The sequence below is a fragment of the Paraburkholderia denitrificans genome, assembly GCF_042655705.1.
Taxonomy (GTDB): Bacteria; Pseudomonadota; Gammaproteobacteria; order Burkholderiales; family Burkholderiaceae; genus Paraburkholderia; species Paraburkholderia denitrificans.
This window is the reverse complement of sequence record NZ_JBHSMP010000042.1, coordinates 1-22,740: the sequence shown is the minus strand read 5'-3', so window position 1 is coordinate 22,740 and position 22,740 is coordinate 1. Positions and strand designations below refer to the sequence as shown.

The following is a 22,740-nucleotide window of genomic DNA, read 5'->3' as shown; positions in this document are numbered from 1 at the left end:
CCGCAGTCGAAGGGGTTCCGAAATCGACGCGGGCTGCTGCCCAGATAAGAACTGAAAAGAATGGATCACTCAGTACACAACAAGATTGTAAGTTTCATTTGGTCAATCGCTGACGATTGCCTCAGAGATGTTTTCGTGCGTGGCAAGTACCGCGATGTCATTCTGCCGATGTTCGTCCTACGTCGCTTGGATTGCCTACTGGAGCCCAGCAAGGAGGCGGTGCTGGAAGAAGTCCGTTTCCAGCGTGAAGATGCGGAAATGGCCGACCTTGATCCGCATGGCCTGCGAGAGGCATCGGGTTACGTGTTCTACAACACCTCTCGGTTCACCTTGAAGTCACTGCTGGGCAATCCGTCCCAGCTGGAAGCCAACCTGAAGAACTACCTCGATGGCTTTTCCGACAACGTGAAAGAGATTGTCGAGAAGTTCGACCTGCGCAACCAGATCCGGAAGATGGTGCAGTCGGACGTGCTGCACGACGTGATTGAGAAGTTCGTTTCTGACGAGATCAACCTCAGCCCAAACGACCGCAAAGGCCCGGATGGGCGCAACCAGCCAGGGCTGTCCAACCTGGGCATGGGCTATGTCTTCGAGGAACTGATCCGCAAGTTCAACGAAGAGAATAACGAAGAGGCTGGAGAGCACTTCACGCCCCGTGAAGTGATCAAGCTCATGACCAATCTGGTCTTCATTCCAGTCAAGGACCTGCTGCCCAACCCGCTCACCATCTACGATCCGGCCTGCGGCAGCGGCGGCATGCTGACCGAATCGCAGGACTTCATCGCCGACCCGGAAGGCGAGATCAAGGCCAAGGTAGGCGTGTTCCTCTACGGCAAGGAAGTGAACCCGGAGACCTACGCCATCTGCAAGTCCGACATGATGATCAAGGGCAACGACCCGGAGAACATCAAGTTCGGCTCCACGCTGGCGACCGACGATTTCTCGGGTACACGCTTCGACTTCATGCTCACGAACCCGCCCTACGGCAAGAGCTGGAAGGCCGACCAGAAAAGCATTGTCGATGGCAAGGACGTGATTGACCATCGCTTCCAGGTCAACCTATCCGATTACATCGGACAAGAGTGCGACTTCTACGCGGCGATCCCGCGCTCCTCTGATGGTCAGCTCCTGTTTATGATGGAGATGGTCAACAAGATGAAACGACGCAGCGATAGCCCGATGGGATCGCGCATCGCTTCCGTCCACAACGGTTCAGCTCTGTTCACCGGGGATGCTGGCAGTGGGGAGAGCAACATCCGCCGCCACATCATCGAGAGCGATTACCTCGAAGCCGTCATCCAACTGCCGAACAATTTGTTCTACAACACAGGCATCACTACTTACGTCTGGGTCCTGTCCAACAACAAGGCGGAGAAACGCAAGGGTAAGGTGCAACTGATTGACGCCAGTAACCTTTACCAGAAGCTGCGCAAGAACCTGGGCGAGAAGAACTGCGAGTTCACCGACGACCACATCCACCAGATCACCCAACTGTACGTGGAAATGCCGAATGACGGCATTTCCAAGGTCTTCAACAATCGCGATTTCGGCTACTACAAGGTCACGGTAGAACGCCCCCTGCGACTCGCTGCGCAATTCAGCCCCGAGCGCATTGCGACGCTGCGCTTCACACCGGGCATGCAGGACATCATGGAATGGGTGTACGGAAAGTACGGCGACGAGGTTTATACCGACCTGAAGTCGCATACCGAGGCCATCGAAACCCACCTTGAACGCGAAGAAATCGCCCTTTCGCCCAAGAACCGCAAAGAATTGCTGTCCGAGGCCATATGGCGCGAGCAGCAGGTCATTATGCAGGCTGCGCAGCAACTGGCAGAGAAGATCGGCGCTGACGAGTTTCTCGACTTCAACCGCTTTGAAGGCATCATCGATGATGCACTCAAGGTGCTGGGCCTGAAGCTGGCAGCATCTGCCCGCAAGCAAATCCTCAACGCGGTCGGCTGGCGTGACGAACGGGCCGAGAAGGTCATCAAGAAGGTCCACAAGCTCAACGCCGCCAAGCGGGGCGATCTACTGATCCAACTGCGGACGACCAACGACAAGCTGGGCGACTATGGCTACATGGCGACAACAACTGGCGAGTATATCGAGTACGAACCTGACAGCGAGCTGCGCGACACTGAAAACGTGCCACTGGCGCTCGACACCAGTCTGTCCGCTTCCAGCGTGATCCACGACTACTTCATCCGCGAAGTGCGCCCGCATGTGGACGAAGCTTGGATCGCCATCGACAAGACCGTGATTGGCTACGAGATCAGCTTCAACAAGTATTTTTACCAGCACAAGCCATTGCGCAGCCTAGAAGAGGTCACAGCGGAAATCTTGGCGCTGGAGGCTGAAACGGATGGCCTGCTCAAGCAGCTGGTGAGCTTTGTGTCGGGGGCTAAGCAATGAAGGAAATTCAGGCCAAGACGCGCAGCGTGCGCGAACTGCTGAGCGACACCAAATATGGCATCGACTACTACCAGCGCGAATACAAGTGGCAGACCAAGCAGATCGTTGAACTTGTTTCCGATCTCACCACGGCGTTCCTGGAAGAGTACCAATCGCAGCACGAGCGCAAGGACGTAGCCTCTTACGGGCACTACTTCCTGGGCTCCATCGTCATCAGCCAGCCGGATGAGAAAAAGCAGATCGTGGATGGTCAGCAACGGCTGACCAGCCTCACGCTGCTGCTGATCTACCTGCACAACATCCAGAAAGACCGGACCGATGCTGTCTCAGTCGAGAAGATGGTCTTCTCCGAGGAGTACGGGGAGAAGTCTTTCAACCTCGACATCCCCGAGCGCAACGAGTGCATGAATGCGCTGTTCGATGGCACGCCCTACGACGCTGTGGATCAGGTCGAGTCGATCCAAAACCTGATCGGGCGCTACAACGACATCGTGGAAGCCTTTCCGGCCGAAATCGCAGACGACAAGGCGCTACCGTACTTCGTGGATTGGCTGCGCAACAAGACCCAACTGGTCGAAATCACTGCCTACGCGGACGCCGACGCCTACACGATCTTCGAGACCATGAATGACCGTGGGCTGTCGCTCTCCAACACAGACATGCTCAAGGGTTACTTGCTGGCGAGCATCACCGACACCGCTAAGCGGGCCGAGGCCAACAAGGAAATCAAGCAATGGCTGCTGACCTTCGCCAAGCGTGACAGCGAGCGCGACACCAAGGAGAGCGAAGCTGATTTCTTCAAGGCGTGGTTGCGTGCGAAGTACGCGCAAGACATCCGCGAGCGGAAGAAGGGCGCGAAGCCGGAAGACTTCGATCTGATCGGCACCGAGTATCACCGTTGGGTCCGTGCCAAGGACGATCTGATTGGGCTAAACATCAGTGACGATTTCAACCGCTGGGTGCGCCAAGACCTGCGCTTCTTTGCGCGTGTCTATCTGGAACTGCTCGATGCCTCCGAAGCCTTGAAGCCGGGGCTGGAGTCGGTCCGGTTCAACGCGGACCACGGATTCACCCAGCAATTTCAGGTGCTGCTGGCCCCGTTGGTGCCGAGCGACGATGAAGATACAGTCAAAGCCAAGCTCAACCTGACGGCGGATTACCTTGACTGCTGGCTGAATCGCCGCCTTTGGAATTTCAAGTCGATCGACTATTCCACGCTGCAATACGCGACCTTCCTGCTGACCAAGGAACTACGCAACTTGTCGCTGGATGCGCTGCGCGACAAGCTGATCACCCGACTGACCAACGACCAGACCGAACTGCCACTCGACGATCAGCCCTATCTGAACAACTGGAACGCCAAGAGCTTGCATCGCCAGTTGGCCCGCTTAACGCACTGGCTGGAGGAGAAAAGCGGACAGCCAGGACGGTATCTGGAATACATCGTTCGTTCCGGTAAGAACGCTTACGAGATCGAACACCTGTGGGCCAACCATTTCGAGCGCCACACCGATGAGTTCGCCCATGCACAGGAGTTTTCTACGCACCGCAACAGGGTGGGCGGGCTTGTGCTGCTGCCGAAGAAGATAAACGCCAGCCTGAATGACAAGCCCTACAGCGACAAGCTGGAGCACTACCAGAGCGAAAATCTGCTGGCCCGTTCGCTACATCCCATGTGCTACGTCCACAACCCCGGTTTCCTCAAGCTGAAAGCGGAAACCGGCTTGCCATTCAAGGCATTCACCGAGTTCAAGAAACCCAACTTTGACGAACGATTCAGCCTCTACAAGGGCATTGCCGAACTGCTGTGGTCGGCTGATCGCTTGAAGGAGGTAGCGTGATGCAGCGCTACGACAGCTACAAACCAAGCGGCATTCAGTGGGTTAAAAAGATCCCGAGCCATTGGGGCGTTGAACGCGCCAAGTGGCTGTTCGACCGGATGGAGCGCCCCGTAAGGCCGGAGGACGATGTGGTGACGGCATTCCGGGACGGCCAAGTGACGCTGCGCACCAACCGTCGAATCGAAGGCTTTACTAACGCACTCCAGGAACACGGCTATCAGGGTATCCGCAAGGGTGACTTGGTGATCCATGCGATGGACGCCTTCGCTGGTGCAATCGGGGTCTCTGATTCTGACGGCAAATCTACGCCGGTGTACGCGGCCTGCGTGCCTCGCGGTGAGCACCCCGTCAATAGCTATTACTACGCCTACCTACTGCGCTACATGGCGCACTCGGGATACATTCAGTCTCTGTCGAAGGGGATTCGCGAGCGTTCCACCGATTTCCGCTTCGGCGAATTCCGTGAGCTGCCCTTGCCTATCCCTGACAAAGATGAGCAAGATCGCATCGTTGCCTTCCTCGACCAGAAAACTACTGAGATCGACGCCGCGATTGCGAAGAAAGAGCGGCTGATCGAGCTTCTTCAGAAGCAGAAAAACATTCGGGTTCATCAGGCCGTGTTGCACGGTCTGAATCCCGATGTGCCACTGCGTGACAGCGGGGTTTCGTGGATTGGCGCAATCCCGGCACATTGGCAGGTCGTCCCGAACCGATACATCTTTCGCGAGCAGAACGCACGTTCACTACGTGGCGAAGAGACGCATTTGTCGATGAGCCAGCGGTACGGACTGGTTCCGGCAAAAGAGTTGGATGTTCAAACTCTTCAGTCTGAGTCTTACGACGGTGCCAAACTATGCGAGAAGGGCGATTTGGTTCAGAACCGGCTGAAGGCACATCTGGCAGTTTTTGCGGTTGCACCGTGCGATGGACTGGTGAGCCCAGATTACTCTGTGTTCAGGCTACAGAGTCCAGAAAATCAGCCGGTCTACTTCGAGCGACTTTTCAAAACCCCGAACTACCTGGGCGAGCTCAATCGTCGTGTTCGGGGCATCGTGGTTGGCTTTCTGCGACTGTACTCCGAGGACTTCAACGCAATTCCTGCGCTTGTACCGCCATTCGATGAGCAGGCAGAGATCGTTAGATTTATCGAGACAACCAACAAGGACTTTGAAGATGTCCGGGCAAAGATTGATGCAGAAATCGCCATGTTGCGAGAGCTAAAGGCGATCACTGTGGCTTCAGCCGTCACAGGAAAAATAAAGGTCTAAGGGAGAAGCATGGTCAGCCAAACCAACGAAGCAGCGCTCGAAACGCGCATCGAAAACGCCCTCGCCAATGACGGCTACTGCATTGGCAATCCGGCTGACTTCGACAGAGAGTTTGCCATGGACGGCAAAATTTTCTGGCAGTTTCTAGAAGCCACTCAGCCCGAGGAGCTGGCTAAACTGAAGGATCGCCCGAATTGGCAACGCCTGCTGCTGGAACGGCTGAACAAGAAGATCAAGAAGGACAGCGTATTGGCGGTCCTGAAGAAGGGGCTGGACATCGACGATGCCCATTTCGATCTGCTGTACCGGCTGCCCTACAACGACCTGAACCCGGAAGTCGCGGCTAACTTTGCGGCCAACGTCTTCAGCGTCACCCGGCAGGTGCACTACAGTGAGTCCGATAGCTTCAAGTCGGTGGACATGGTGCTCTTTGTCAACGGCTTGGCGATTGCCACGCTGGAGCTGAAAAACCCCTGGACCGGCCAGAACGTCCACAACGCCATCAAGCAGTACCGCACCGACCGCGACCCGCGTGAGCCGCTGTTTGAATTCGGCCACTGTCTGGTCCACTTCGCAGTGGACCCAGACGAGGCCTACATGTGTGCCCAGTTGGCCGGAAATGACAGCAATTTCCTGCCCTTCAACAAAGGCTTCAACTTCGGCAAGGGCAACCCGGTCAACCCGAAAGGCCACAAAACGGCCTACCTCTGGGAAGACATACTTCCGCGCCGCAGTCTGACCAACATCATCGAGCAGTTCGCCAAGTTCACCGTCGAGAAGGACAAAAAGACGGGCAAAGAACGCAAGGGACTGTTCTTCCCCCGCTATCACCAACTGGACGTGGTGCGCGGCATCCTGGCTGACGCTAAACAGCATGGCGTCGGTCAGACCTACCTGATCCAGCATTCGGCAGGCTCAGGCAAGTCAAACTCGATCACATGGCTGGCCTACCAGTTGGTAGAGTTGTACGACACGGCAGGCACCGCCAACGTGTTCGATTCCGTGGTTGTCGTGACCGACCGCCGGATACTGGATACACAGCTCAAGGACAACATCAAGCTCTTCTCCGAGACCAAGAACATCGTTGCCCATGCCGAGAGCGCCGCTGAGCTGAAGGCGCATCTGGAGCTGGGGAAGAAGATCATCATTACCACGGTGCAGAAATTCCCGTTCATCGTGGACGGGATCGATGATCTGACCGACCGTAACTTCGCCGTCGTCATCGACGAAGCCCATTCTTCGCAATCCGGTAGCGCCTCCGACAAGCTGAACATGACGCTGGGGGCGGAAGACGAGGAAGTACCTGAAGACCTCCAGGACAAGATTCTTGCGGCTATGAAAGGCCGCAAGATGAGCAAGAACGCCAGCTACTTTGCCTTCACCGCCACCCCTAAACCGGCCACGCTGGAGAAGTTTGGGCGGCAGGGTCCGGACGGGAAGTTCTACCCCTTCCGCCTGTACTCCATGAAGCAGGCCATCGAGGAGAAATTCATCCTCGACGTGCTGGAGAAGTACACGACCTACAAGAGCTACTACGAGGTCCAGAAATCGGTCGAAGAGAACCCGCTGTTCGACACGGCCAAGGCGCAGAAGAAGCTCAAGGTCTTCGTCGAGGCCAGCCCACGGACCATCGAGGTGAAGGCTAAGATCATGGTCGATCACTTCATGAGCAATGTCTGGCAGGCTAAGAAGCTCAAGGGTAAGGCGAAAGCGATGGTCGTCACTCGCAACATCGAGTGCGCGATCCGCTACTTCTTCGCCATCCGCACCGCCCTGCAGGAGGCCAACGCGCCCCTTAAGGCGCTGGTAGCTTTCTCCGGCGAGAAAACCGTCGATGGCATCAAGTACACCGAGGACGGACTCAACGGCATTCCTGCCCGTGACTTGCCCGAGGAATTCGAGAAGGACGACTTCAAGATTCTGGTCGTCGCCAACAAGTACCTGACTGGCTTCGACCAGCCCATGCTGCACACCATGTACGTGGACAAGAAGCTGCAAGGGGTGCTCGCGGTGCAGGCGCTGTCACGCCTGAACCGCTGCAACTGGAAGCTGGGCAAGACCGACACTTTTGTGCTCGACTTCTACAACACGGTGGACGACATCAAGGCCGCATTCGACCCGTTTTACACGGCCACGACCCTGAGCGAGCCCACCGACGTGAACGTGCTGCACGACCTCAAGGATGTGCTGGATAACTTCGGCATTTACGACTGGTCGGAGGTGACGATCTTCAACGAGAAATTCTTCGCCAGTGCCGAGGCTGAAGAATTACACCCGATCATCGATGCCGTGGTGACTCGCTTCGAGACCGACCTCGACGACGAGCAACGTATCGACTTCAAGATCAAGGCCAAGCAGTTTGTGAAGATTTACGCCCAGGTAGCGGCCATCATCCCGTTCAATAACGTGAACTGGGAAATGCTGCACTGGTTCCTGAAATTCTTGATCCCGAAGCTGAAGGTGAAGGACCCCGATCAGGACAAGCTGGATGAATTGCTGAACAGCGTTGACCTTTCCACCTACGGGCTGGAAAGGTCACGCCTTGAGGTGGCGATCGGCCTGGATGCCTCGGAAACCGAGTTGGAGCCCCAGAACCCGAACGTCCGCAGTGGCCACTTCGGCGATGGCGACAAAGATCCCCTCGACGAGATCGTGCGTGCCTTCAACGAACGCCACTTCGCAGGCTGGGAGGCCACGCCGGAAGAGCAACGGGTGAAGTTCATCAACATCGCCAAGCATGTGATGAACCACGCCGACTACAAGGCTCAGGTCGAAGACAACCCCGACAGCCAAAACCGGCAGCTGGCGCTGGAGCGCCTGATTCAACAGGCGATCAGCGTAGAGCGGAGGCGGGAACTGGACCTCTACAAGCGCTATGCGTCCGACCCGGATTTCAAGCGGGCGTTCGACGCGAGCGTGTCGAGACTGCTTGCTTCGGCTGCGAGCGGAACGTTCTTGGCTGGAACATAAGGGCGCAGGGACATTGAAATGCAAATGCGCCTTTTTCCCGCACTGATCTTGTTCCTCGGTTCTTACTTTCCGTTGAGCTTGATTTTGCTGATACAAGATATCAAAGAGTCATCTTGGCAGGCGCCTATGTGTAGGATTGCCGAGATGTCCGCCTGCTATCTCCCGGAGCTTGCGAATCCCGGGCGGGCACTTGGCCTGCTCGGCATTTCTGCCGTGAGTCTCGTCATTTTCATGGTTCTGATGAGGAACCTGACAGGCTATTCAAGCCTGGAGGTCATTGACTCGAAGTCGATTCCAAATGACCTCATCAACTATGTGTTTCCCTACGTCGTTTCCTTCATGGGACTGGATCTGGGTGTTGAAGGGAAATTCTTCGGCTTTCTGCTCTTCATCCTGCTGATGTTCGTCATCACTTATCGGTCAGGACAGATTTTGATGAACCCGTTCTTGTTGGTCGCTGGCTGGCAGTTGTACGAACTCAACATTGTGACCGAGGGCCACAAGCGCTGCGTGAAGGCGCTATCGAAGGAGCCGGTCAAGTCGGGCGATCACCTTGAGTCTTGCTTGGTACATGGAATTTACGTATTGCATCGGGGAGAGAAATGACTATTGCGCAAGATCTGCAATCCTTCGGGGCCTTTGACGTCGCTCAGGCAACAGCATCGCTGTGGGTGTTCAAGAAACGGCCTGCGACCGGTCAGATGAACCCCTTCACGGCAGTGTCCGTTGTGATGGGGGATGCCTTGAGGGATCAGCTCAAAGAGCTGGCGAGGAGTTACCAAGCCAGCCATACGATCGCGGAGGTGTACAACTTGCTCAGTCAGCCAAGTGAGGGTGGTTTTCTTGGCATCTCCCGCGACGGCACTCTGTTCCCCAGTCTCCAAGGCCTGATTGACCAGCCCTTGGAGGAATGCTTGGTGAAGAACGTGAAGCAACTGAACAATGCTGCTGGGTATGTACTTCGACTGCGCCATGGTGAGTCGGTGATTTACTGCGTCAAGAAAGCAAGCGCAGACTGGGCAACGCGGAAAAAGAAGGGGATGGTGAATATCTTCTTCACTGATGCGGGGCTCGACATCATTGATAGCCCGTCATTCAGCATTTCGCGGAGCTTTGATTTCTTTGTGGTGGGCGAAAACGTACTCATGGTCAGCAAGCCCGCCTTTGAGTCGCTTTTGAATCACAAGGACACCTACGAGGAAGCGTACGCAGCCCTGAAGCAGGAGCCCGGATTCTCAGCTGCTATTGCGGATTTCGCCGTTTTTGATACCTTCATTGGCAGGAACGCTACGCACTTGCGCCGAATGGCCGTGATCAAGGCTCGCGGCTACTATAATAACCCCAGCTATATGGCTCGTCTTCGCGAGATCAATGCACTTCGAGAATGGGGCATCCAGTTCGACGATCAGGGGCGGATCGTCGGCACACCGGAAAAAATGAGCGATATCCTGCATGTTCTGCTGGATCATCGTCTGCGTTCGGAACTCTCCGACAACCAGTACGACGTACCGTCAACTACGCCTGTGGGGCAGTAATTTCGACTACAGGAAGATCTGGTGCTGAGAGCCCTTTTGAAAATCCGTCGCGAACGTGCGTTAAGGTGGGACGTGGGAAGAGGAACGCCGAAATCGGCAGGCACGGATGACGGCCCGAACGAAAATGTATCGAAGCGATCCACGTAGCCGTTATGGTCCGTAACGCCGATTGAGCATGCTGACATATCCATGATCGAATTTCACTTTTCGGGGCCCCTGTCTTCGCCGCCGACGGCCTTTCAGAAGCTGTCCGTAGCAGTTAGGAAAGGCGACATCTACGAAGTCCAACGCCTTTGTGATATCGAGGGCGTTGAGCCGAGGCATGTCTTCGAAGAAGGAGAGACGCTATTGTTTCCCGCTGCCACAGGCCAGCAGTTAGAAGTCTGCGCATGGCTGATAGAACAGGGGGCGTCGATCGAGCATCGGAATTCCATCGGGCGCACCGCACTGTTGACAGCGATCCATGCGCGGGGCGGGAGATGGCAGCACAAACTCATTGCATTGTTGGAGCCTTCCATCAATATCGCGGACAACGATGGCCTTACACCGCTGATGCGTGCGGCAAGAGGGGCCGGCCTCTTCGGCGCAAACCGGGGGAATCTGCAGATATTAAAGCGATTGATCGAGGGCGGCGCCGATGTCTTCGCGCAGGGCAACCGAGACCTGACGGCGCTTGGTCACGCCAATATCGACGCAAGCTCGAGTCTGAGTGGTGCGAACGATGAAGTTGTACGGTTTCTTGAGCAAGCCATGGTGGAGGCTGCAGCAAAGGTGGAGTTCCATCGGTTATACCTGCACCACTTCTCGTCGAAGGGCGTGCTTATGTTGCAGCACCGATCGATCGAGTCTGCTTGACCTTGTGGCCAAAACCCCTGTTGTTCAAGATTGGGCCGCGTCATTGGCCCTGGACACGTTCAGGTCAATCGTGGGGACGGTCGCACTGCTGACTGCTGCGTTTTCGTCGACAGTGTAACGACGCGGTGCCCGGTCTTTTCGCCAACGACGAGCGCCTTGCGGGCAATCGAAATGGTGGACGCAGGAAGAGCGTGTGAGTTCGTTCGTCCAGCGCCGCCTGATACGGTATTATTGCGTCCAATAGTCGGGTCTTGCCGTGAGTCGCGCTTGATTCCACTGGAGCGTTGAAGGCGGGTGGGTAATCGAACCGAAGTGTTCCTGCGAATTGGGGGCACATTTGGGGGCACGGAAGAGTCGGAAAATTTTGAAAAGCCTTGCGCATCAAGGACGTGTCTGATGATTTCCATTCCTGCAGCCGCACCAAATACCTGTCTGACAACCCCGCGACAACCTCCGCGGTTGTCCAGAAACCCCGCAAGAGTCCCTGATTCTGCGGGGTTTTTTTATTCCCTCCAGCGCAAGGCATCGAACGTACGAAGTAATCGATCAGATCTGCGCCAAGCGAATCAGTCGAACTGAGGTGCGCGGTATTCGACGTATCGCAGTCCTGTCTGTATGCGTACCGGGAGCGTGTCCGGCATCAGTTCAATGACGGACTTGATCTGCTGTAGAAATTCTGGACAGAAATGAGTGTTAGTGTTTCGGAGCAATTTTCCCAATAGGAACGGGAGGTTGGCGATGAAACGCAAGTAATACTCGGTGGAGCAGATCGTGGCGGCGATCAAGCAGGCCGAGTTGGGGATGCCGGTGGCAGACCTGATTCGGCAGCTGGGCATTTCCGAGCAGACGTCTTACCGCTGGAAGAAGCAGTACGCGGGCCTGGAATCGAATCAGGTCCGCGAATTGAAGCAACTCCAGGACGAGAATGCTCGACTCAAGAAGCTCGTCGCAGAACTCAGCCTGGATAAGGCAATCCTGCAGGATATCGCCACAAAAAAGTGGCCCCGCCCGCGCTGAAGAGGCAAGCCGTGGCCCACATCGTGGAGCATTACGGCTTCTGCACGCAGCGGGCGTGCCGACTGGTCCAGCAGGCGCGCAGCACCTTTTACTATCGCAGCATCAAAGATCCGCAGACGGTGCTACGCCAGCGTATGCGGGAGATCGCCCAGATTCGCGTGCGCTATGGCTATCGGCGCGTCCACGTGCTGCTCAAGCGCGAAGGCTGGCGCATTCGCCGCAAGCGGGTCTATCGGCTCTATGCCGAAGAGCAGCTGCAATTGCGCTCAAAGGGACCCAAGCGACGCAAGATGGTGGTTTCGCGCCGTGAGCGCTGTGTGCCCAAGTGTCCAAACGAGGTGTGGAGCCTGGACTTCGTCGCCGACCAATTAGCCGATGGCACCCGTCTACGCGCGCTCACGGTGGTTGACGTCTTCAGCCGTGAAGCGCTTGCCATCGAAGTGGGCAAGCGCCTGCACACCGAGGATGTTGTCTCGGTGCTGAACCGGTTGGTGGCACAGCGCCGGGCGCCACGCTTCTTGTTTGCCGATAACGGCAGTGAATTCTCCGGTCGTGTGCTGGACATGTGGGCGTACCACTACAAGGTGCGGATCGACTTCAGCCGGCCAGGCAAGCCAACGGATAACAGCTTCATCGAGACGTTCAATGGCTCATTCAGAGACGAATGCCTGAACTTGCACTGGTTTGAATCGGTGGGAGAGGCGAAACGCGGGATTGAAGCCTGGCACCGGGACTACAATGAGACTCGGCCTCACCGGGCTATCAATGATTTGACACCGGGCGAATTCGCCCGGCAGCACAGCCTGCGGCCGAAGACTCATAAAAGGCCGAACACTAACACTGCAGCCTGTCCAGAAAACCGGATCGGTTCAAAAAAACACCCCAAAGACTGGATCGATGTCCAGCTTTTGGGGTGCTCTTCACAGCCTTCACAGTCTGGCTACCGCCTCGCGAAATCGCGCGCTGCCTGACTGCGTTCCTGCCAGCTTAGCCGCCGCAACCGCCGCCGCAGCAGCTCGTACGCGCCGGGGCTGCCGTTTCGGCGCCGGGGATGGAGATCAGCATGTCGATGACAACGCCTTCTGCGGCGCGCTGGACGTAATTGACCTGCACCTGATTGCCATAGCGCTGCTGGATCTGTTGCAGCAGCGGCAGCGGGTCATGGTCGTTGACGAAGCGCATCGTTTCGCCGTGATCGAGCGATTCGAGGGCGGCGAAGATGGATGCGTGGCGCAGGCGCTTCGAGAGACCGCGTGCGTCGAACTGATAAACGTGAGTGCCGGTTTCGGTCATGTGAACTTCCTTTAAAGCCAGATTAGGGGGATCGTGCACACCGGCATGTAACGCCGCACGCAGATTGCCTGAAGTTGCGAATTCTACGCCTCGCCGCTGTGGCGCAGGTAAAGACCCCGCGGCTCTGCGTTGTTTTCACGTGTTTTCGCTAAGTATTTGAATGTTAATGATTTATTGGTTCAGGCGCAGGCGCTTGCATTCGCGCGATAGTGAATGGTTTATTAATCTGCGTCAAAATGTCTGCGGTTCAAACGCCGGATTCGAGTCCGGTAATCCGCATGCGCGATATGGGCATTTCAGGTCGCCTCCGCTCATCGGCGCGCTCAGGATCGCGAGCTATTCCGGCACGATTGCAGCAGCTTCACCGCTCACCACGCGCCACGCAAACTCACCTGACCGCGACAGACAGGGTTGCAGCGTTTCGGTTGCAACCCTTTTTGCTTTTCGCTCGCTTGTCCGTTTGGTCCATTTGGTCCGTTTTGTCCGTTCCGGGCGTTTGCCGGATCGATTGCTTGCGGGCGCAATTGATTCGTATCGCTGATCGATTGTCTCGCCGTGTCTGGTCTTGAGAGTGCTACAGCGCGTTTTCGTGCGCTGCGACATGCCCGCAATGCCGATACGGGTCCTATGACTTTCGGACGAGTCGACGCCAGCGCGCAGGTGGACGATGATCATGGCAAGCGGGGGGGCGGAACATGCCTTCCTGCTCTGCTATATGATGGCGCCGCTCTTGCCGTATCGCTTGCTACCTATTGCCTATGACCGACTTTCCCACTCTCACCTGGCCCGACACGGACGGCCCTCGCAGTGTCCGCTGGCGTTCGGAGGCTGGCGTTGCACCGCCCAAGCGTGTTGTCCTCGCCGACGACCGCACGAGCGCCGACGCCGCCTACCGGCTCGCCTGCGAAGGCACGGCGCTGCTGTGGCGCGGCGACTACCAGAACGCGCGCCAGTTGTTGCAGGCGCTCGCCCGCCGCGCCGATCGCAAGCCGCGCAAGGCGCCGGACTCGCTGCTCGATGCGTTCAATCTGCACCGCCAGGCGCAGTCGCAACGCGCGCGCACGCTGGGCATGGTGCTGATTCCGCTGGAAGGCGACTACACGATTTCCCTGCGCCGCGCGCCCGACGTGAAGCTCGCCTGCGAGGAGGCGTGGGGACCCGCGACGGGCGAGGCGTCCGCAGTGTCGCTGCGCGAATTGCTCGGACTGATCGGTGCACACGAGTGGCGAAAGAAGGGTGTCGAAATCCCGGCGCTCGATCATGCGCGCATTCACCCGTACTACGGCGTGTTTTCGCCGGTGCGCGGCGAGTACGTCGATCTGGTTGCGCGCGTGGCGCTGCCGTCGCTCGACAAGGCATTCGATATCGGCACCGGCACCGGCGTGCTCGCGGCGGTGCTGGCGGCGCGCGGCGTGAGGCAGATTGTTGCGACCGATCAGGACCCGCGCGCGCTCGCCTGCGCCCGGGAGAATCTCACGCGGCTCGGTTACAGCGGGCACGTCGAGGTGGTGGAAGCGGATCTGTTTCCGGCCGGGCGTGCGCCGCTCGTCGTTTGCAATCCGCCGTGGGTGCCTGCGCGGCCCGCGTCGCCGATCGAATACGCGGTGTTCGATCCCGAGAGCCGCATGTTGCGCGGCTTCCTGGCCGGATTGAAGGATCACCTGGAGCCAGGCGGCGAAGGCTGGCTGATCCTCTCCGACTTCGCAGAGCATCTTGGCCTGCGCACGCGCGAGGCGCTTATGGAGATGATCGTCAATGCGGGGCTGGAAGTGGTTGGCCGCGAGGATATCCGCGCGCGTCATCCGAAGGCAACGGACCGAACCGATCCGCTATACGAAGCGCGCGCGAAGGAAGTGACATCGCTATGGCGTCTGAAGGTTCGCGGCGCGTGAGGCGAGGTGAGGCGAGGCGGTGCTGATTGCGCGCGCGGCCAGGCGCCGCGGAAAAAGCGGCCTGTCCGGTGAGCCGGTGCGCGGGTTTGGGGCTGCGGCATCTGCACCGTCCTGCGCGCGATGCTCATAAGCGCATCAGCCCGGATAGGCCTCGTCGACCGTCAGGCCCGCGAGCTTGAAAATCACGCGCAACGTTTGTGGCTTGATATCGCGGTGTGTTGCAAGCGACGACATCACGAAGTCGAGAACCTTTGCATACTTCAGCAGGATCAGGCAGGTCTCGAGATCGGCGGTGCCGTCACGCATGACTTCGGCGATATGCAGCATCTGTACCGAGATGTCGCGCGCCATCTCGAGTTCAAGTTGCTGCTTTTCCGTCCACTCCGGAAGCGTGACCAGCTTCGTGAGCAGTTCCTGAAATTTCTGTTCGGCGTTTCCGTCGGGTATCGTATTCATTGCGTGCCCCATGCAAGGACGTACAGCGCCGGGCGCATGTTGCGTTCGGTGAACTGCGACGTGCCTGTCCTGTCGACGCCGGTCATTGCCGGAATGACCTCCCGCACGCGCTGCCCGGCCCGTTGCCGTCCAGTCGCGCTCACTACAGGTGCTGCTACTGGTTCTTTGTTGACATGGAGGGTCGATGTCCGCCGTGCCGTGTAATCAACCCCTTCCTGCCGCCCGAACGCAGATTCGCATTTCGTACGTCGCGGGCCAATTGACAGCCTGCCCACGTTTTTTCCGTAAAATGACAGGCCAACCCTACTCCTTCCGTCATCTGTCGCACGTTTCGCGGTAAATGACTCACTACCTGTGCCTGACCCGATGTCCAGCAAGACTTACGAAATTCGCCCGAACCAGTCGATCGAACTCCTCAAGGAGCTTCACATCCTGACGCGCGACGGCAAGATGAACCAGGATAGCCGTCGCAAGCTCAAGCAGGTCTATCACCTGTTCCAGTTCATCGAGCCCCTTCTCAAAGACCTGAAGCAGGACGGGCATGACGTCACGCTCGTCGACCACGGCGCGGGCAAGTCCTATCTGGGTTTTATTCTCTATGACCTGTTTTTCAAGGAACTGCTCGACGGGTCACACATTTTCGGCATTGAAACGCGCGACGAACTCGTGCAGCGCTCGCGCGATCTGGCGCAGCGGCTCGGCTTCGGGGGCATGTCGTTTCTGAACCTCTCTGTCGCGGATTCGATTGCGTCGACTGCGCTGCCGTCCACCGTCGATATCGTGACTGCGCTGCACGCGTGCGATACGGCGACCGACGACGCGCTGCGCTTCGCGCTGAAAAAACACGCACGCTATATCGTCGTCGTGCCCTGCTGTCAGGCTGAGGTGGCGGGCGTGCTGCGGCGGAACAAGGGCAAGTCGCTTGGCGAGGCGCTCACCGAGATCTGGCGACATCCGTTGCATACGCGCGAGTTCGGCAGTCAGATCACGAACGTGCTGCGCTGCCTGCAACTGGAGGCGCACGGCTATCAGGTGAGCGTGACGGAACTGGTGGGCTGGGAACACTCGATGAAGAACGAACTGATCATCGCCCAGTACAAGAATCTGCCGCGGCGGCGGCCCGCCGAACGGCTTACGGAAATCCTCGACACCTTCGGCCTGGCCGACCTGAAGGAGCGCTTCTTCATCGACGAAGGCGCGGCAACCGCGAGCGTTGCCGAAACCGGAGCCTGATCCCGCGCCGGATCCTTTCTATTCGCCGTCCCGGCTCATCCAGTCGCGCCAGCCTTGAAGCCCGAGGCGGCGCAGCGTCTCCATGTTGCGCTCGTAGATGTCGGCGGCATCGGGGAACGCCTCCACCGCGCGCTCGATGCTGGCTTCGCGAAGCAGATGCAGGATCGGGTAGGGCGCGCGGTTCGTATAGTTCTCGATGTCGTCGGGCGCGGTGCCCGCGAACTGATACTGCGGATGAAAACTTGCGATCTGCAGCGTGCCTTCGAGGCGTAACTGTTCGAGCAGGCGATCCGCGAACCAGGTCGCGTCGTTGAAGTCGGCGAAATCGGCGAGCGCGTGCGGCAGGATCAGCAGCGTCGTGTCGAGTTGCTCGGGATCGGCCGCATCGAGCGTCTTCAGCTCCACTTCGAGATCGGTGAGAACGCCCTCCAGATCGGTCGCCTCGCTGATCGCGTAGCGGATCTGCTGCTTCACCTGCACGCTCTTCGCGAACGGACACAGGTTCAGGCCGATCACCGCGCGCGTGAGCCAGTGGCGGGTTGCGGCGAGGATCTCCGCGTGGGCGGCGTTGGCGTCGGAGGGTTGGGCGGCGATAGCGTTCATGGCGTGATTCTACCGGGCCTGCGCGGTGGACTTGCACGACAGGCCTGCACGGGTGAGCTTGCACGACAGGCCTGCGCGGTGGGCTTGCACGATGGGCTTACACAGCAGGCCTGCACGGTGGACCTCGCGTGAGGCGGTCCCTCTGCGAGCGCGCGGCTTCTACGTTTCGTCAGGCCGCGCCGCCGCACCCGGCGCCGGGCACATCGCTTCAATCAGCAGCTTTGCGGTGTGCGGCGCGGCGAGGATCGGGCCGCAACCGGGGCCGTAAGTCTGGCTCGCCGCGTAGACCCCTTCGATCAGAAGCGCCAACGCGTTGGCGAGCGCGGCGGGATTCGTCGCCTGCGCCTCGGTGGCCAGCGTGGTGAGCCGCGCGATCAGCTTCGATTTGTTGTCGGCGACCGCGAGCCGCGCCGGATGCGACGCATCCGGAAATTCCGCCGCAACGTTGACGAACGGGCAGCCTCGGTAGTGAGGCACAGACGCACGCTGCGACAGGTCTTCGAAATAGTGGATCAATTGCTTGACCGGCTCGCCGGGATATTTGGCGAGGTTCGATTCGAAGCGCTCGAAGAATCGATCGTCGCAACGCTTCAGGTACGCAACCACCAGATCGTCTTTCGACGAGAACTGCCGGTACAGGCTCATCTTGTTGAGCCCCGCGCGCTCCACGACGGCTTCGATGCCTACGGCGCGCACACCTTCCCAGTAGAACAGTTCGCCCGCTGCATCGAGCAGATGCTCATGCGCGCGCGCGCCCGCCGTCTGCGTACGCGGTTTGCCCGTGCGGCGGGCGCTGGCGGTCGGTTCGAGGTCGGCCATGACATTCTCGACAAAAGGGAGCTGCTTGACATGTTACCGAGCGGTAACTAGTATCGCAACACGCACTTGTGACCGATCGGTAACAAACCGGCGGCGCAGCGTGAAGAAGCAAGGCAGACGAAATCAGGCAGGACGCGGCTCCGCGAGGAGCGACAGGAGCGCGAATGAACTGGGCAGCGAGGTGGGTCGGCGAGCGTTTTCATTACGGATGGCTCGTCGTGGCGGTGGTGTTTCTGGTGCTGCTGGCGGCGGCCGGCACGCGCGCGACGCCGAGCGTGATGATGGTGCCGCTCGAACACCAGTTTGGCTGGAGCCGCGCGACGATCTCGCTCGCGATTTCGGTGAACATCGCGCTCTACGGGCTGATGGGGCCGTTCGCTGCCGCCGCGATGCAGCGTTTCGGCATGCGTCCGACGCTGCTCGCGGCGCTCGCCACGATGGGCGGCGGCGTGGCGTTGTCGTCGATGATGACGCACCCGTGGCAGATGGTGCTGATCTGGGGCGTGATGGTGGGCGGTGCGACGGGCGTCGCGGCGCTGGCGCTGTCTGCAACCGTGGTGACGCGCTGGTTCACGACGCATCGCGGCCTCGCGATGGGCATCCTCACCGCAAGCTCGGCCACGGGGCAGCTCGTGTTCCTGCCGTTCCTCGCGGCGATTGCGCAGAAATACGGCTGGCAGCCGGTCGTGCTGGTGGTTGCCGTGGCCGCGGCGGTGGTGATTCCGCTCGTTGCGCTGCTGTTGCCCGAGCGGCCCGCCGACCTGAACCTGCGCCCCTACGGCGAAGGGCACGACATGCCGGTTGCGCCGCCGCAGCCGCAGGAAAATCCGCTGAAGATCGCGCTGGGCGCGCTTACGTCGGCGAGCCGCACGCGCGACTTCTGGCTGCTGTTTTTCAGTTTCTTTATTTGCGGCGCGAGCACGAACGGCTACGTCGGCACGCACCTCATCGCCATGTGCGGCGACTACGGCATGACCGAGGTGCAGGGCGCGTCGTTGCTCGCGACGATGGGCATCTTCGATCTCTTCGGCACGACGCTTTCGGGCTGGCTTTCGGACCGCTTCAACAGCCGCTGGCTGCTCTGCTGGTACTACGGCTTGCGTGGGCTTTCGCTGATCTATCTGCCGCACGCGTTCGGAATCGAATTCTTCGGCCTGCCGATTTTCGCCGTGTTCTACGGACTCGACTGGATCGCGACCGTGCCGCCGACGGTGCGTCTCGCCACCGATGTCTACGGCAAGGAGCGCGCGCCGGTGATCTTCGGCTGGGTGGTGGCCGGGCATCAGCTCGGCGCGGCGTTCGCGGCCTACGGTGCGGGGCTGCTGCGCTCGAGCGTCGGCACTTACACGGTTGCGTCGATGATCTCCGGCGGGCTGTGCCTCGTCGCTTCGTTCCTCGTTTTGCGGATCAACCGCGGCGAGCGCACCGTTGCTGTGCAAACCGCATAAGCGCGGGCGTTCGAGCTGCTGATATACATCGAGCGGGTTTCACGCCGCGCGGTTATTCTTATGTGTTCCGGGCGAGCCGCCCTCACACACCGAGGACAGACAAGGCATGACGAAGCAAAAAACCGCACAGACAGCCGTGCCCATCCACGAACTGATCGCAGGGCGCTGGAGCCCGCGCGCGTATTCGAGCGCACCCGTGAGCCGCGAGGCGCTGCAGGCGGTCATCGAGGCAGCGCGCTGGGCGCCGTCGGGCTACAACCTGCAACCGTGGCGCTTCATCGTGTTCGACCGCACGGCTGACGAAGTGGCTTTCAAGCGCGCGTTCGCGACGCTCGTGCCGTTCAACCAGAACTGGAATGCGCCCGCGCCGGTGCTGATCGCCGTGACGGCGCTCACGCTCAACGCAAAGGGCGAAGTGAACCGCACGGCGCAATACGACGCGGGCGCGGCGGCGATGTCGCTGGTACTGCAGGCGCACGCGCTCGGCCTCGCGGCGCACCAGATGAGCGGTTTCGACGTCAACGCGTTCCGCAAGGAGTTCGCGCTGCCGAATGACGTGGAACCGCTTGCGATCATCTCGATCGGCCATTACGGCGACGTCGACAAACTGGATCCGGTGCTGCGCGATCGCGAAAAGGCGGAGCGCACGCGCTCGGCGGTGGGCGACGTGGCCTACGCGAATGCGTGGAAGCAGCCCTTCAAGGCGTGACCGGCATCCGGCACGACGCGCGGCAGGGCTTTGCACTACCCATAAAATCCCGATAAACCCCCCAATAAATCCCCATAAGCACCCATTAAACGCGCGGCGTGGCCGCGCGTTTTCCCGGCGCTGGCGCGTCGATGTGCTGCGATTGCCGCGCGCCGGACTTCTGTGATACAAAGCCCGTCCTCCCCGTCCATACTTGCGCGCGCTCTGCGTGGCGCCCATCTGCCATGACCACGTTCTGCGCGATCGACTTCGGAACCTCCAATTCGGCCGTGGCGCTGCCCGTGGCCCCGGCTGGCGGCGCGATGCGGCTCGCGCCCGTGGAGGGCGAGCACACCACCTTGCCGACCACGGTGTTCTTCAACGCCGACGAGCACACCCGCGAGTTCGGCCGCGCGGCGCTGGCCTCCTACATCGACGGTTTCGACGGGCGCCTCATGCGCTCAATGAAGAGCATCCTCGGCTCGCCGCTTGCGACCAGCACGACCGATCTCGGCGATGGCAGCGCAATCCGCTACACCGAAATCATCGCGATCTTCATCGAGCACCTGAAGCGCAGTGCCGAAGCTTGCGCAGGCGCGCCGATTACGCGTGCGGTGCTCGGCCGCCCGGTGTTCTTCGTCGACGACGACGCGCGCGCCGACCGCCTCGCCGAGGAACAGCTCGAAGCCGCCGCGCGTGCCGTGGGGTTTCGTGACATCCAGTTCCAGTACGAGCCCATTGCGGCCGCATTCGACTACGAATCGCGCCTCACGCAAGAGGGACTCGTGCTCGTGGCCGATATCGGCGGCGGCACCTCGGACTTTTCGCTCGTGCGCGTCGGCCCGCAGCGCATGCAGCGCCTCGAACGCAAGGACGACGTGCTCGCGCACCACGGCGTTCACGTCGCGGGTACCGACTTCGACCGCCGCGTGGAACTCTCGACGATCCTGCCCGAACTCGGCTACCAGACGCTCGATCCGGACGGCCGCGAAATCCCGAACCGGGTCTACTTCGATCTCGCGACCTGGCATCTGATCAACACGATCTACACGCCGAAGCGCACGGCCGAACTGAAACTGATGCGCCACCTGTACGGCGACGTGCGGCACCACGACCGGCTGATCCGCGTGATCGAGCAGCGTCTCGGACATGCGCTGGCGGCGCGGGCCGAGGAGGCGAAGATCGGCGTTTCGGCTGGCGGGGAGACGATGATCGATCTGGAGGCGGTGGAGGCCGATCTGCGTCTTGCCTTCTGCGACGCGCAACTGATCGAGGCGGGCCGTGAGGAAACGCGCCGCATCGCGCAGGCCGCGCGCGATACGGTGCAGGCCGCGGGCGTCGCGCCCGCCGAGGTCGGCGCACTGTATTTCACGGGCGGCTCGACCGGTTTGCTGTTCTTGACCGAGGCGCTGTCGGAGGCGTTTCCGCAGGCGCAACCGGTGTTCGGCGACAGGCTGGCGAGCGTGGCGACGGGCCTCGGCATTCACGCCCAGCGTCTGTTCGGCTGAAGCGGGCGCGTCTGCGGGCCAGTCCGACGCGGCCTCATGAGCGGCAGGAAAGCGGCAGGAAAGCGGCAGAAATGAAAAAACCCCACCTTCAGGAAGAAGCGTGGGGTTTTTCGGTAAGCTAGCCTGACAGGACCGCGTTCCAGCGATCCTCGTGAGCCATGAGCTTAGACCGGCTTGATGTTCGCAGCTTGCTTGCCCTTCGGGCCGGTGCGAACTTCGAATTGGACCTTCTGGTTTTCTTGCAGGGTCTTGAAGCCGTCGACCTTGATTTCCGAGAAGTGCGCGAACAGATCTTCGCCGCCGCCGTCCGGCGTGATGAAGCCAAAGCCCTTTGCGTCATTGAACCACTTGACGGTACCGGTTTCCATATTACTTTCCTAAAAATGAATTGAGGCCGAAGCCCGAGAGGTGCACGAAAATCAAGGAAGGGGTATGGGACCAACCGGAGTACCGTTGATGGGCGAACTACGAAAGACCACTTCACACTCGCCACTTGAAATCCTGCTCGAACTTTATACGGCGAATTCGCGTGAAGGTCAACTGGGGAACGGGAAACGAAAACGTTTTTTTTTAACGTTAGGGTCGTATCAAATTCTTACGAATCTTGCTTTCGTAATGATTATTTCGTACTTGACAAGATTATTTTGGCGGCACTGAACGGTGCAACCGGTTAAACTACGCGCCGCGTAGAGGTTGCACTTACGGGTGCAATCGTGAAGGTACGCACGAGGTTGCGACTGCTGTGAAAACCCGCCTGCCTTATATACCGACGGGGTTATCGGCGTCGAACCGTTCTTGGAGATAGAGGAGAACGTGTGAAAAGTTCTATTCAACGGCATATCGGCCCGTTTGCGCTGATGTTTACCGGTCTTGGGTCGATTATCGGCTCGGGCTGGCTG

18 protein-coding genes and 1 pseudogene are annotated in these 22,740 nt (G+C 59.3%); 13 read left to right on the top strand and 6 right to left on the bottom strand.

All coding sequences use genetic code 11. The features are described from left to right. The first annotated feature begins 135 nt into the window (after positions 1-135). From ACFPTO_RS24125 to ACFPTO_RS24090, 8 genes and pseudogenes are all read left to right on the top strand, one after another. A complete protein-coding gene (locus ACFPTO_RS24125) occupies positions 136-2,415 on the top strand; it encodes a type I restriction-modification system subunit M (protein ID WP_465262964.1) in 2,280 nt (759 codons plus the stop codon). Beyond that, positions 2,412-4,256, top strand: a complete 1,845-nt coding sequence (locus ACFPTO_RS24120; protein WP_377715452.1) for a DUF262 domain-containing protein — start codon at positions 2,412-2,414, stop codon at positions 4,254-4,256. Before ACFPTO_RS24125 ends, ACFPTO_RS24120 begins: the two co-directional genes overlap by 4 nt. Next, the gene (locus ACFPTO_RS24115) at positions 4,256-5,524 is read left to right on the top strand and encodes a restriction endonuclease subunit S (protein WP_377715450.1); all 1,269 of its coding nucleotides are present in this window, start codon (positions 4,256-4,258) and stop codon (positions 5,522-5,524) included. The genes ACFPTO_RS24120 and ACFPTO_RS24115 overlap by 1 nt, the downstream gene beginning before the upstream one ends. A gap of 9 nt (positions 5,525-5,533) precedes the next feature. Next, positions 5,534-8,494, top strand: a complete 2,961-nt coding sequence (locus tag ACFPTO_RS24110) for a type I restriction endonuclease subunit R (RefSeq protein ID WP_377715448.1) — start codon at positions 5,534-5,536, stop codon at positions 8,492-8,494. A gap of 18 nt (positions 8,495-8,512) precedes the next feature. Further along, positions 8,513-9,100, top strand: coding sequence for a hypothetical protein (locus ACFPTO_RS24105; protein WP_076891596.1), 588 nt, complete (start codon positions 8,513-8,515; stop codon positions 9,098-9,100). After that, positions 9,097-10,029, top strand: coding sequence for a Kiwa anti-phage protein KwaB-like domain-containing protein (locus ACFPTO_RS24100; RefSeq protein ID WP_377715446.1), 933 nt, complete (start codon positions 9,097-9,099; stop codon positions 10,027-10,029). Before ACFPTO_RS24105 ends, ACFPTO_RS24100 begins: the two co-directional genes overlap by 4 nt. A 189-nt stretch (positions 10,030-10,218) precedes the next feature. Beyond that, a complete protein-coding gene (locus ACFPTO_RS24095; protein WP_377715444.1) occupies positions 10,219-10,884 on the top strand; it encodes an ankyrin repeat domain-containing protein in 666 nt (221 codons plus the stop codon). Positions 10,885-11,643: 759 nt separating this feature from the next. Continuing rightward, positions 11,644-12,728, top strand: a pseudogene (locus tag ACFPTO_RS24090) (IS3 family transposase); the annotation flags it as partial. A 160-nt stretch (positions 12,729-12,888) separates the two neighbouring features. On the opposite strand, the gene ACFPTO_RS24085 reads toward ACFPTO_RS24090, so the two are convergent. Continuing rightward, complete coding sequence (locus ACFPTO_RS24085; protein WP_293040994.1) at positions 12,889-13,194, bottom strand: DUF2249 domain-containing protein; 306 nt, start codon at positions 13,192-13,194, stop codon at positions 12,889-12,891. A gap of 758 nt (positions 13,195-13,952) precedes the next feature. Between ACFPTO_RS24085 and ACFPTO_RS24080 the strand changes: the two genes are divergently transcribed. After that, the gene (locus ACFPTO_RS24080; protein ID WP_377715441.1) at positions 13,953-15,086 is read left to right on the top strand and encodes a methyltransferase; all 1,134 of its coding nucleotides are present in this window, start codon (positions 13,953-13,955) and stop codon (positions 15,084-15,086) included. Positions 15,087-15,221: 135 nt separating this feature from the next. On the opposite strand, the gene ACFPTO_RS24075 is transcribed toward ACFPTO_RS24080, so the two are convergent. Both ACFPTO_RS24075 and ACFPTO_RS24070 read right to left on the bottom strand, forming a co-directional pair. After that, on the bottom strand, positions 15,222-15,542 hold the full coding sequence (locus ACFPTO_RS24075) for a DNA-binding protein (protein ID WP_377715439.1): 321 nt from the start codon (positions 15,540-15,542) through the stop codon (positions 15,222-15,224). Continuing rightward, positions 15,539-15,685: a hypothetical protein gene (locus tag ACFPTO_RS24070; protein WP_377715437.1), complete on the bottom strand. Its 147-nt coding sequence runs from the start codon at positions 15,683-15,685 to the stop codon at positions 15,539-15,541. Before ACFPTO_RS24070 ends, ACFPTO_RS24075 begins: the two co-directional genes overlap by 4 nt. Positions 15,686-15,908: 223 nt before the next feature. Between ACFPTO_RS24070 and ACFPTO_RS24065 the strand changes: the two genes are divergently transcribed. Then, the gene (locus ACFPTO_RS24065; RefSeq protein WP_377715434.1) at positions 15,909-16,775 is read left to right on the top strand and encodes a class I SAM-dependent methyltransferase; all 867 of its coding nucleotides are present in this window, start codon (positions 15,909-15,911) and stop codon (positions 16,773-16,775) included. An 18-nt stretch (positions 16,776-16,793) separates the two neighbouring features. Here the strand turns inward: ACFPTO_RS24065 and ACFPTO_RS24060 are convergent, their stop codons facing one another. Together ACFPTO_RS24060 and ACFPTO_RS24055 are read right to left on the bottom strand one after the other, a co-directional pair. Beyond that, on the bottom strand, positions 16,794-17,378 hold the full coding sequence (locus ACFPTO_RS24060; RefSeq protein WP_377715431.1) for a DUF1415 domain-containing protein: 585 nt from the start codon (positions 17,376-17,378) through the stop codon (positions 16,794-16,796). A gap of 159 nt (positions 17,379-17,537) precedes the next feature. Then, the gene (locus ACFPTO_RS24055; RefSeq protein WP_377715429.1) at positions 17,538-18,197 is read right to left on the bottom strand and encodes a TetR/AcrR family transcriptional regulator; all 660 of its coding nucleotides are present in this window, start codon (positions 18,195-18,197) and stop codon (positions 17,538-17,540) included. A 164-nt stretch (positions 18,198-18,361) separates the two neighbouring features. Between ACFPTO_RS24055 and ACFPTO_RS24050 the strand changes: the two genes are divergently transcribed. The 3 genes from ACFPTO_RS24050 to ACFPTO_RS24040 all read left to right on the top strand — a co-directional run bounded on the left by ACFPTO_RS24050 (position 18,362) and on the right by ACFPTO_RS24040 (position 21,841). After that, the gene (locus tag ACFPTO_RS24050; protein WP_377715427.1) at positions 18,362-19,645 is read left to right on the top strand and encodes an MFS transporter; all 1,284 of its coding nucleotides are present in this window, start codon (positions 18,362-18,364) and stop codon (positions 19,643-19,645) included. Positions 19,646-19,751: 106 nt separating this feature from the next. Then, complete coding sequence (locus ACFPTO_RS24045; protein WP_377715425.1) at positions 19,752-20,354, top strand: nitroreductase family protein; 603 nt, start codon at positions 19,752-19,754, stop codon at positions 20,352-20,354. Positions 20,355-20,578: 224 nt separating this feature from the next. Next, positions 20,579-21,841: an Hsp70 family protein gene (locus ACFPTO_RS24040; RefSeq protein WP_377715423.1), complete on the top strand. Its 1,263-nt coding sequence runs from the start codon at positions 20,579-20,581 to the stop codon at positions 21,839-21,841. 164 nt (positions 21,842-22,005) lie between these two features. Here ACFPTO_RS24040 and ACFPTO_RS24035 read toward each other — a convergent pair whose 3' ends face one another. Then, a complete protein-coding gene (locus tag ACFPTO_RS24035) occupies positions 22,006-22,209 on the bottom strand; it encodes a cold-shock protein (protein ID WP_027797379.1) in 204 nt (67 codons plus the stop codon). Positions 22,210-22,740 lie beyond the last annotated feature (531 nt).

Excerpts from the sequence above, each read along its gene's own strand:
- ACFPTO_RS24035 (WP_027797379.1), bottom strand. The coding sequence starts at position 22,209 with ATGGAAACCGGTACCGTCAAGTGGTTCAATGACGCAAAGGGCTTTGGC.
- ACFPTO_RS24095 (WP_377715444.1), top strand. The coding sequence starts at position 10,219 with ATGATCGAATTTCACTTTTCGGGGCCCCTGTCTTCGCCGCCGACGGCC.
- ACFPTO_RS24120 (WP_377715452.1), top strand. The coding sequence starts at position 2,412 with ATGAAGGAAATTCAGGCCAAGACGCGCAGCGTGCGCGAACTGCTGAGC.
- ACFPTO_RS24050 (WP_377715427.1), top strand. The coding sequence starts at position 18,362 with ATGAACTGGGCAGCGAGGTGGGTCGGCGAGCGTTTTCATTACGGATGG.
- ACFPTO_RS24100 (WP_377715446.1), top strand. The coding sequence starts at position 9,097 with ATGACTATTGCGCAAGATCTGCAATCCTTCGGGGCCTTTGACGTCGCT.
- ACFPTO_RS24055 (WP_377715429.1), bottom strand. The coding sequence starts at position 18,197 with ATGGCCGACCTCGAACCGACCGCCAGCGCCCGCCGCACGGGCAAACCG.
- ACFPTO_RS24040 (WP_377715423.1), top strand. The coding sequence starts at position 20,579 with ATGACCACGTTCTGCGCGATCGACTTCGGAACCTCCAATTCGGCCGTG.
- ACFPTO_RS24065 (WP_377715434.1), top strand. The coding sequence starts at position 15,909 with ATGTCCAGCAAGACTTACGAAATTCGCCCGAACCAGTCGATCGAACTC.
- ACFPTO_RS24105 (WP_076891596.1), top strand. The coding sequence starts at position 8,513 with ATGCAAATGCGCCTTTTTCCCGCACTGATCTTGTTCCTCGGTTCTTAC.
- ACFPTO_RS24045 (WP_377715425.1), top strand. The coding sequence starts at position 19,752 with ATGACGAAGCAAAAAACCGCACAGACAGCCGTGCCCATCCACGAACTG.
- ACFPTO_RS24115 (WP_377715450.1), top strand. The coding sequence starts at position 4,256 with ATGCAGCGCTACGACAGCTACAAACCAAGCGGCATTCAGTGGGTTAAA.
- ACFPTO_RS24110 (WP_377715448.1), top strand. The coding sequence starts at position 5,534 with ATGGTCAGCCAAACCAACGAAGCAGCGCTCGAAACGCGCATCGAAAAC.
- ACFPTO_RS24060 (WP_377715431.1), bottom strand. The coding sequence starts at position 17,378 with ATGAACGCTATCGCCGCCCAACCCTCCGACGCCAACGCCGCCCACGCG.
- ACFPTO_RS24075 (WP_377715439.1), bottom strand. The coding sequence starts at position 15,542 with ATGAATACGATACCCGACGGAAACGCCGAACAGAAATTTCAGGAACTG.
- ACFPTO_RS24085 (WP_293040994.1), bottom strand. The coding sequence starts at position 13,194 with ATGACCGAAACCGGCACTCACGTTTATCAGTTCGACGCACGCGGTCTC.
- ACFPTO_RS24080 (WP_377715441.1), top strand. The coding sequence starts at position 13,953 with ATGACCGACTTTCCCACTCTCACCTGGCCCGACACGGACGGCCCTCGC.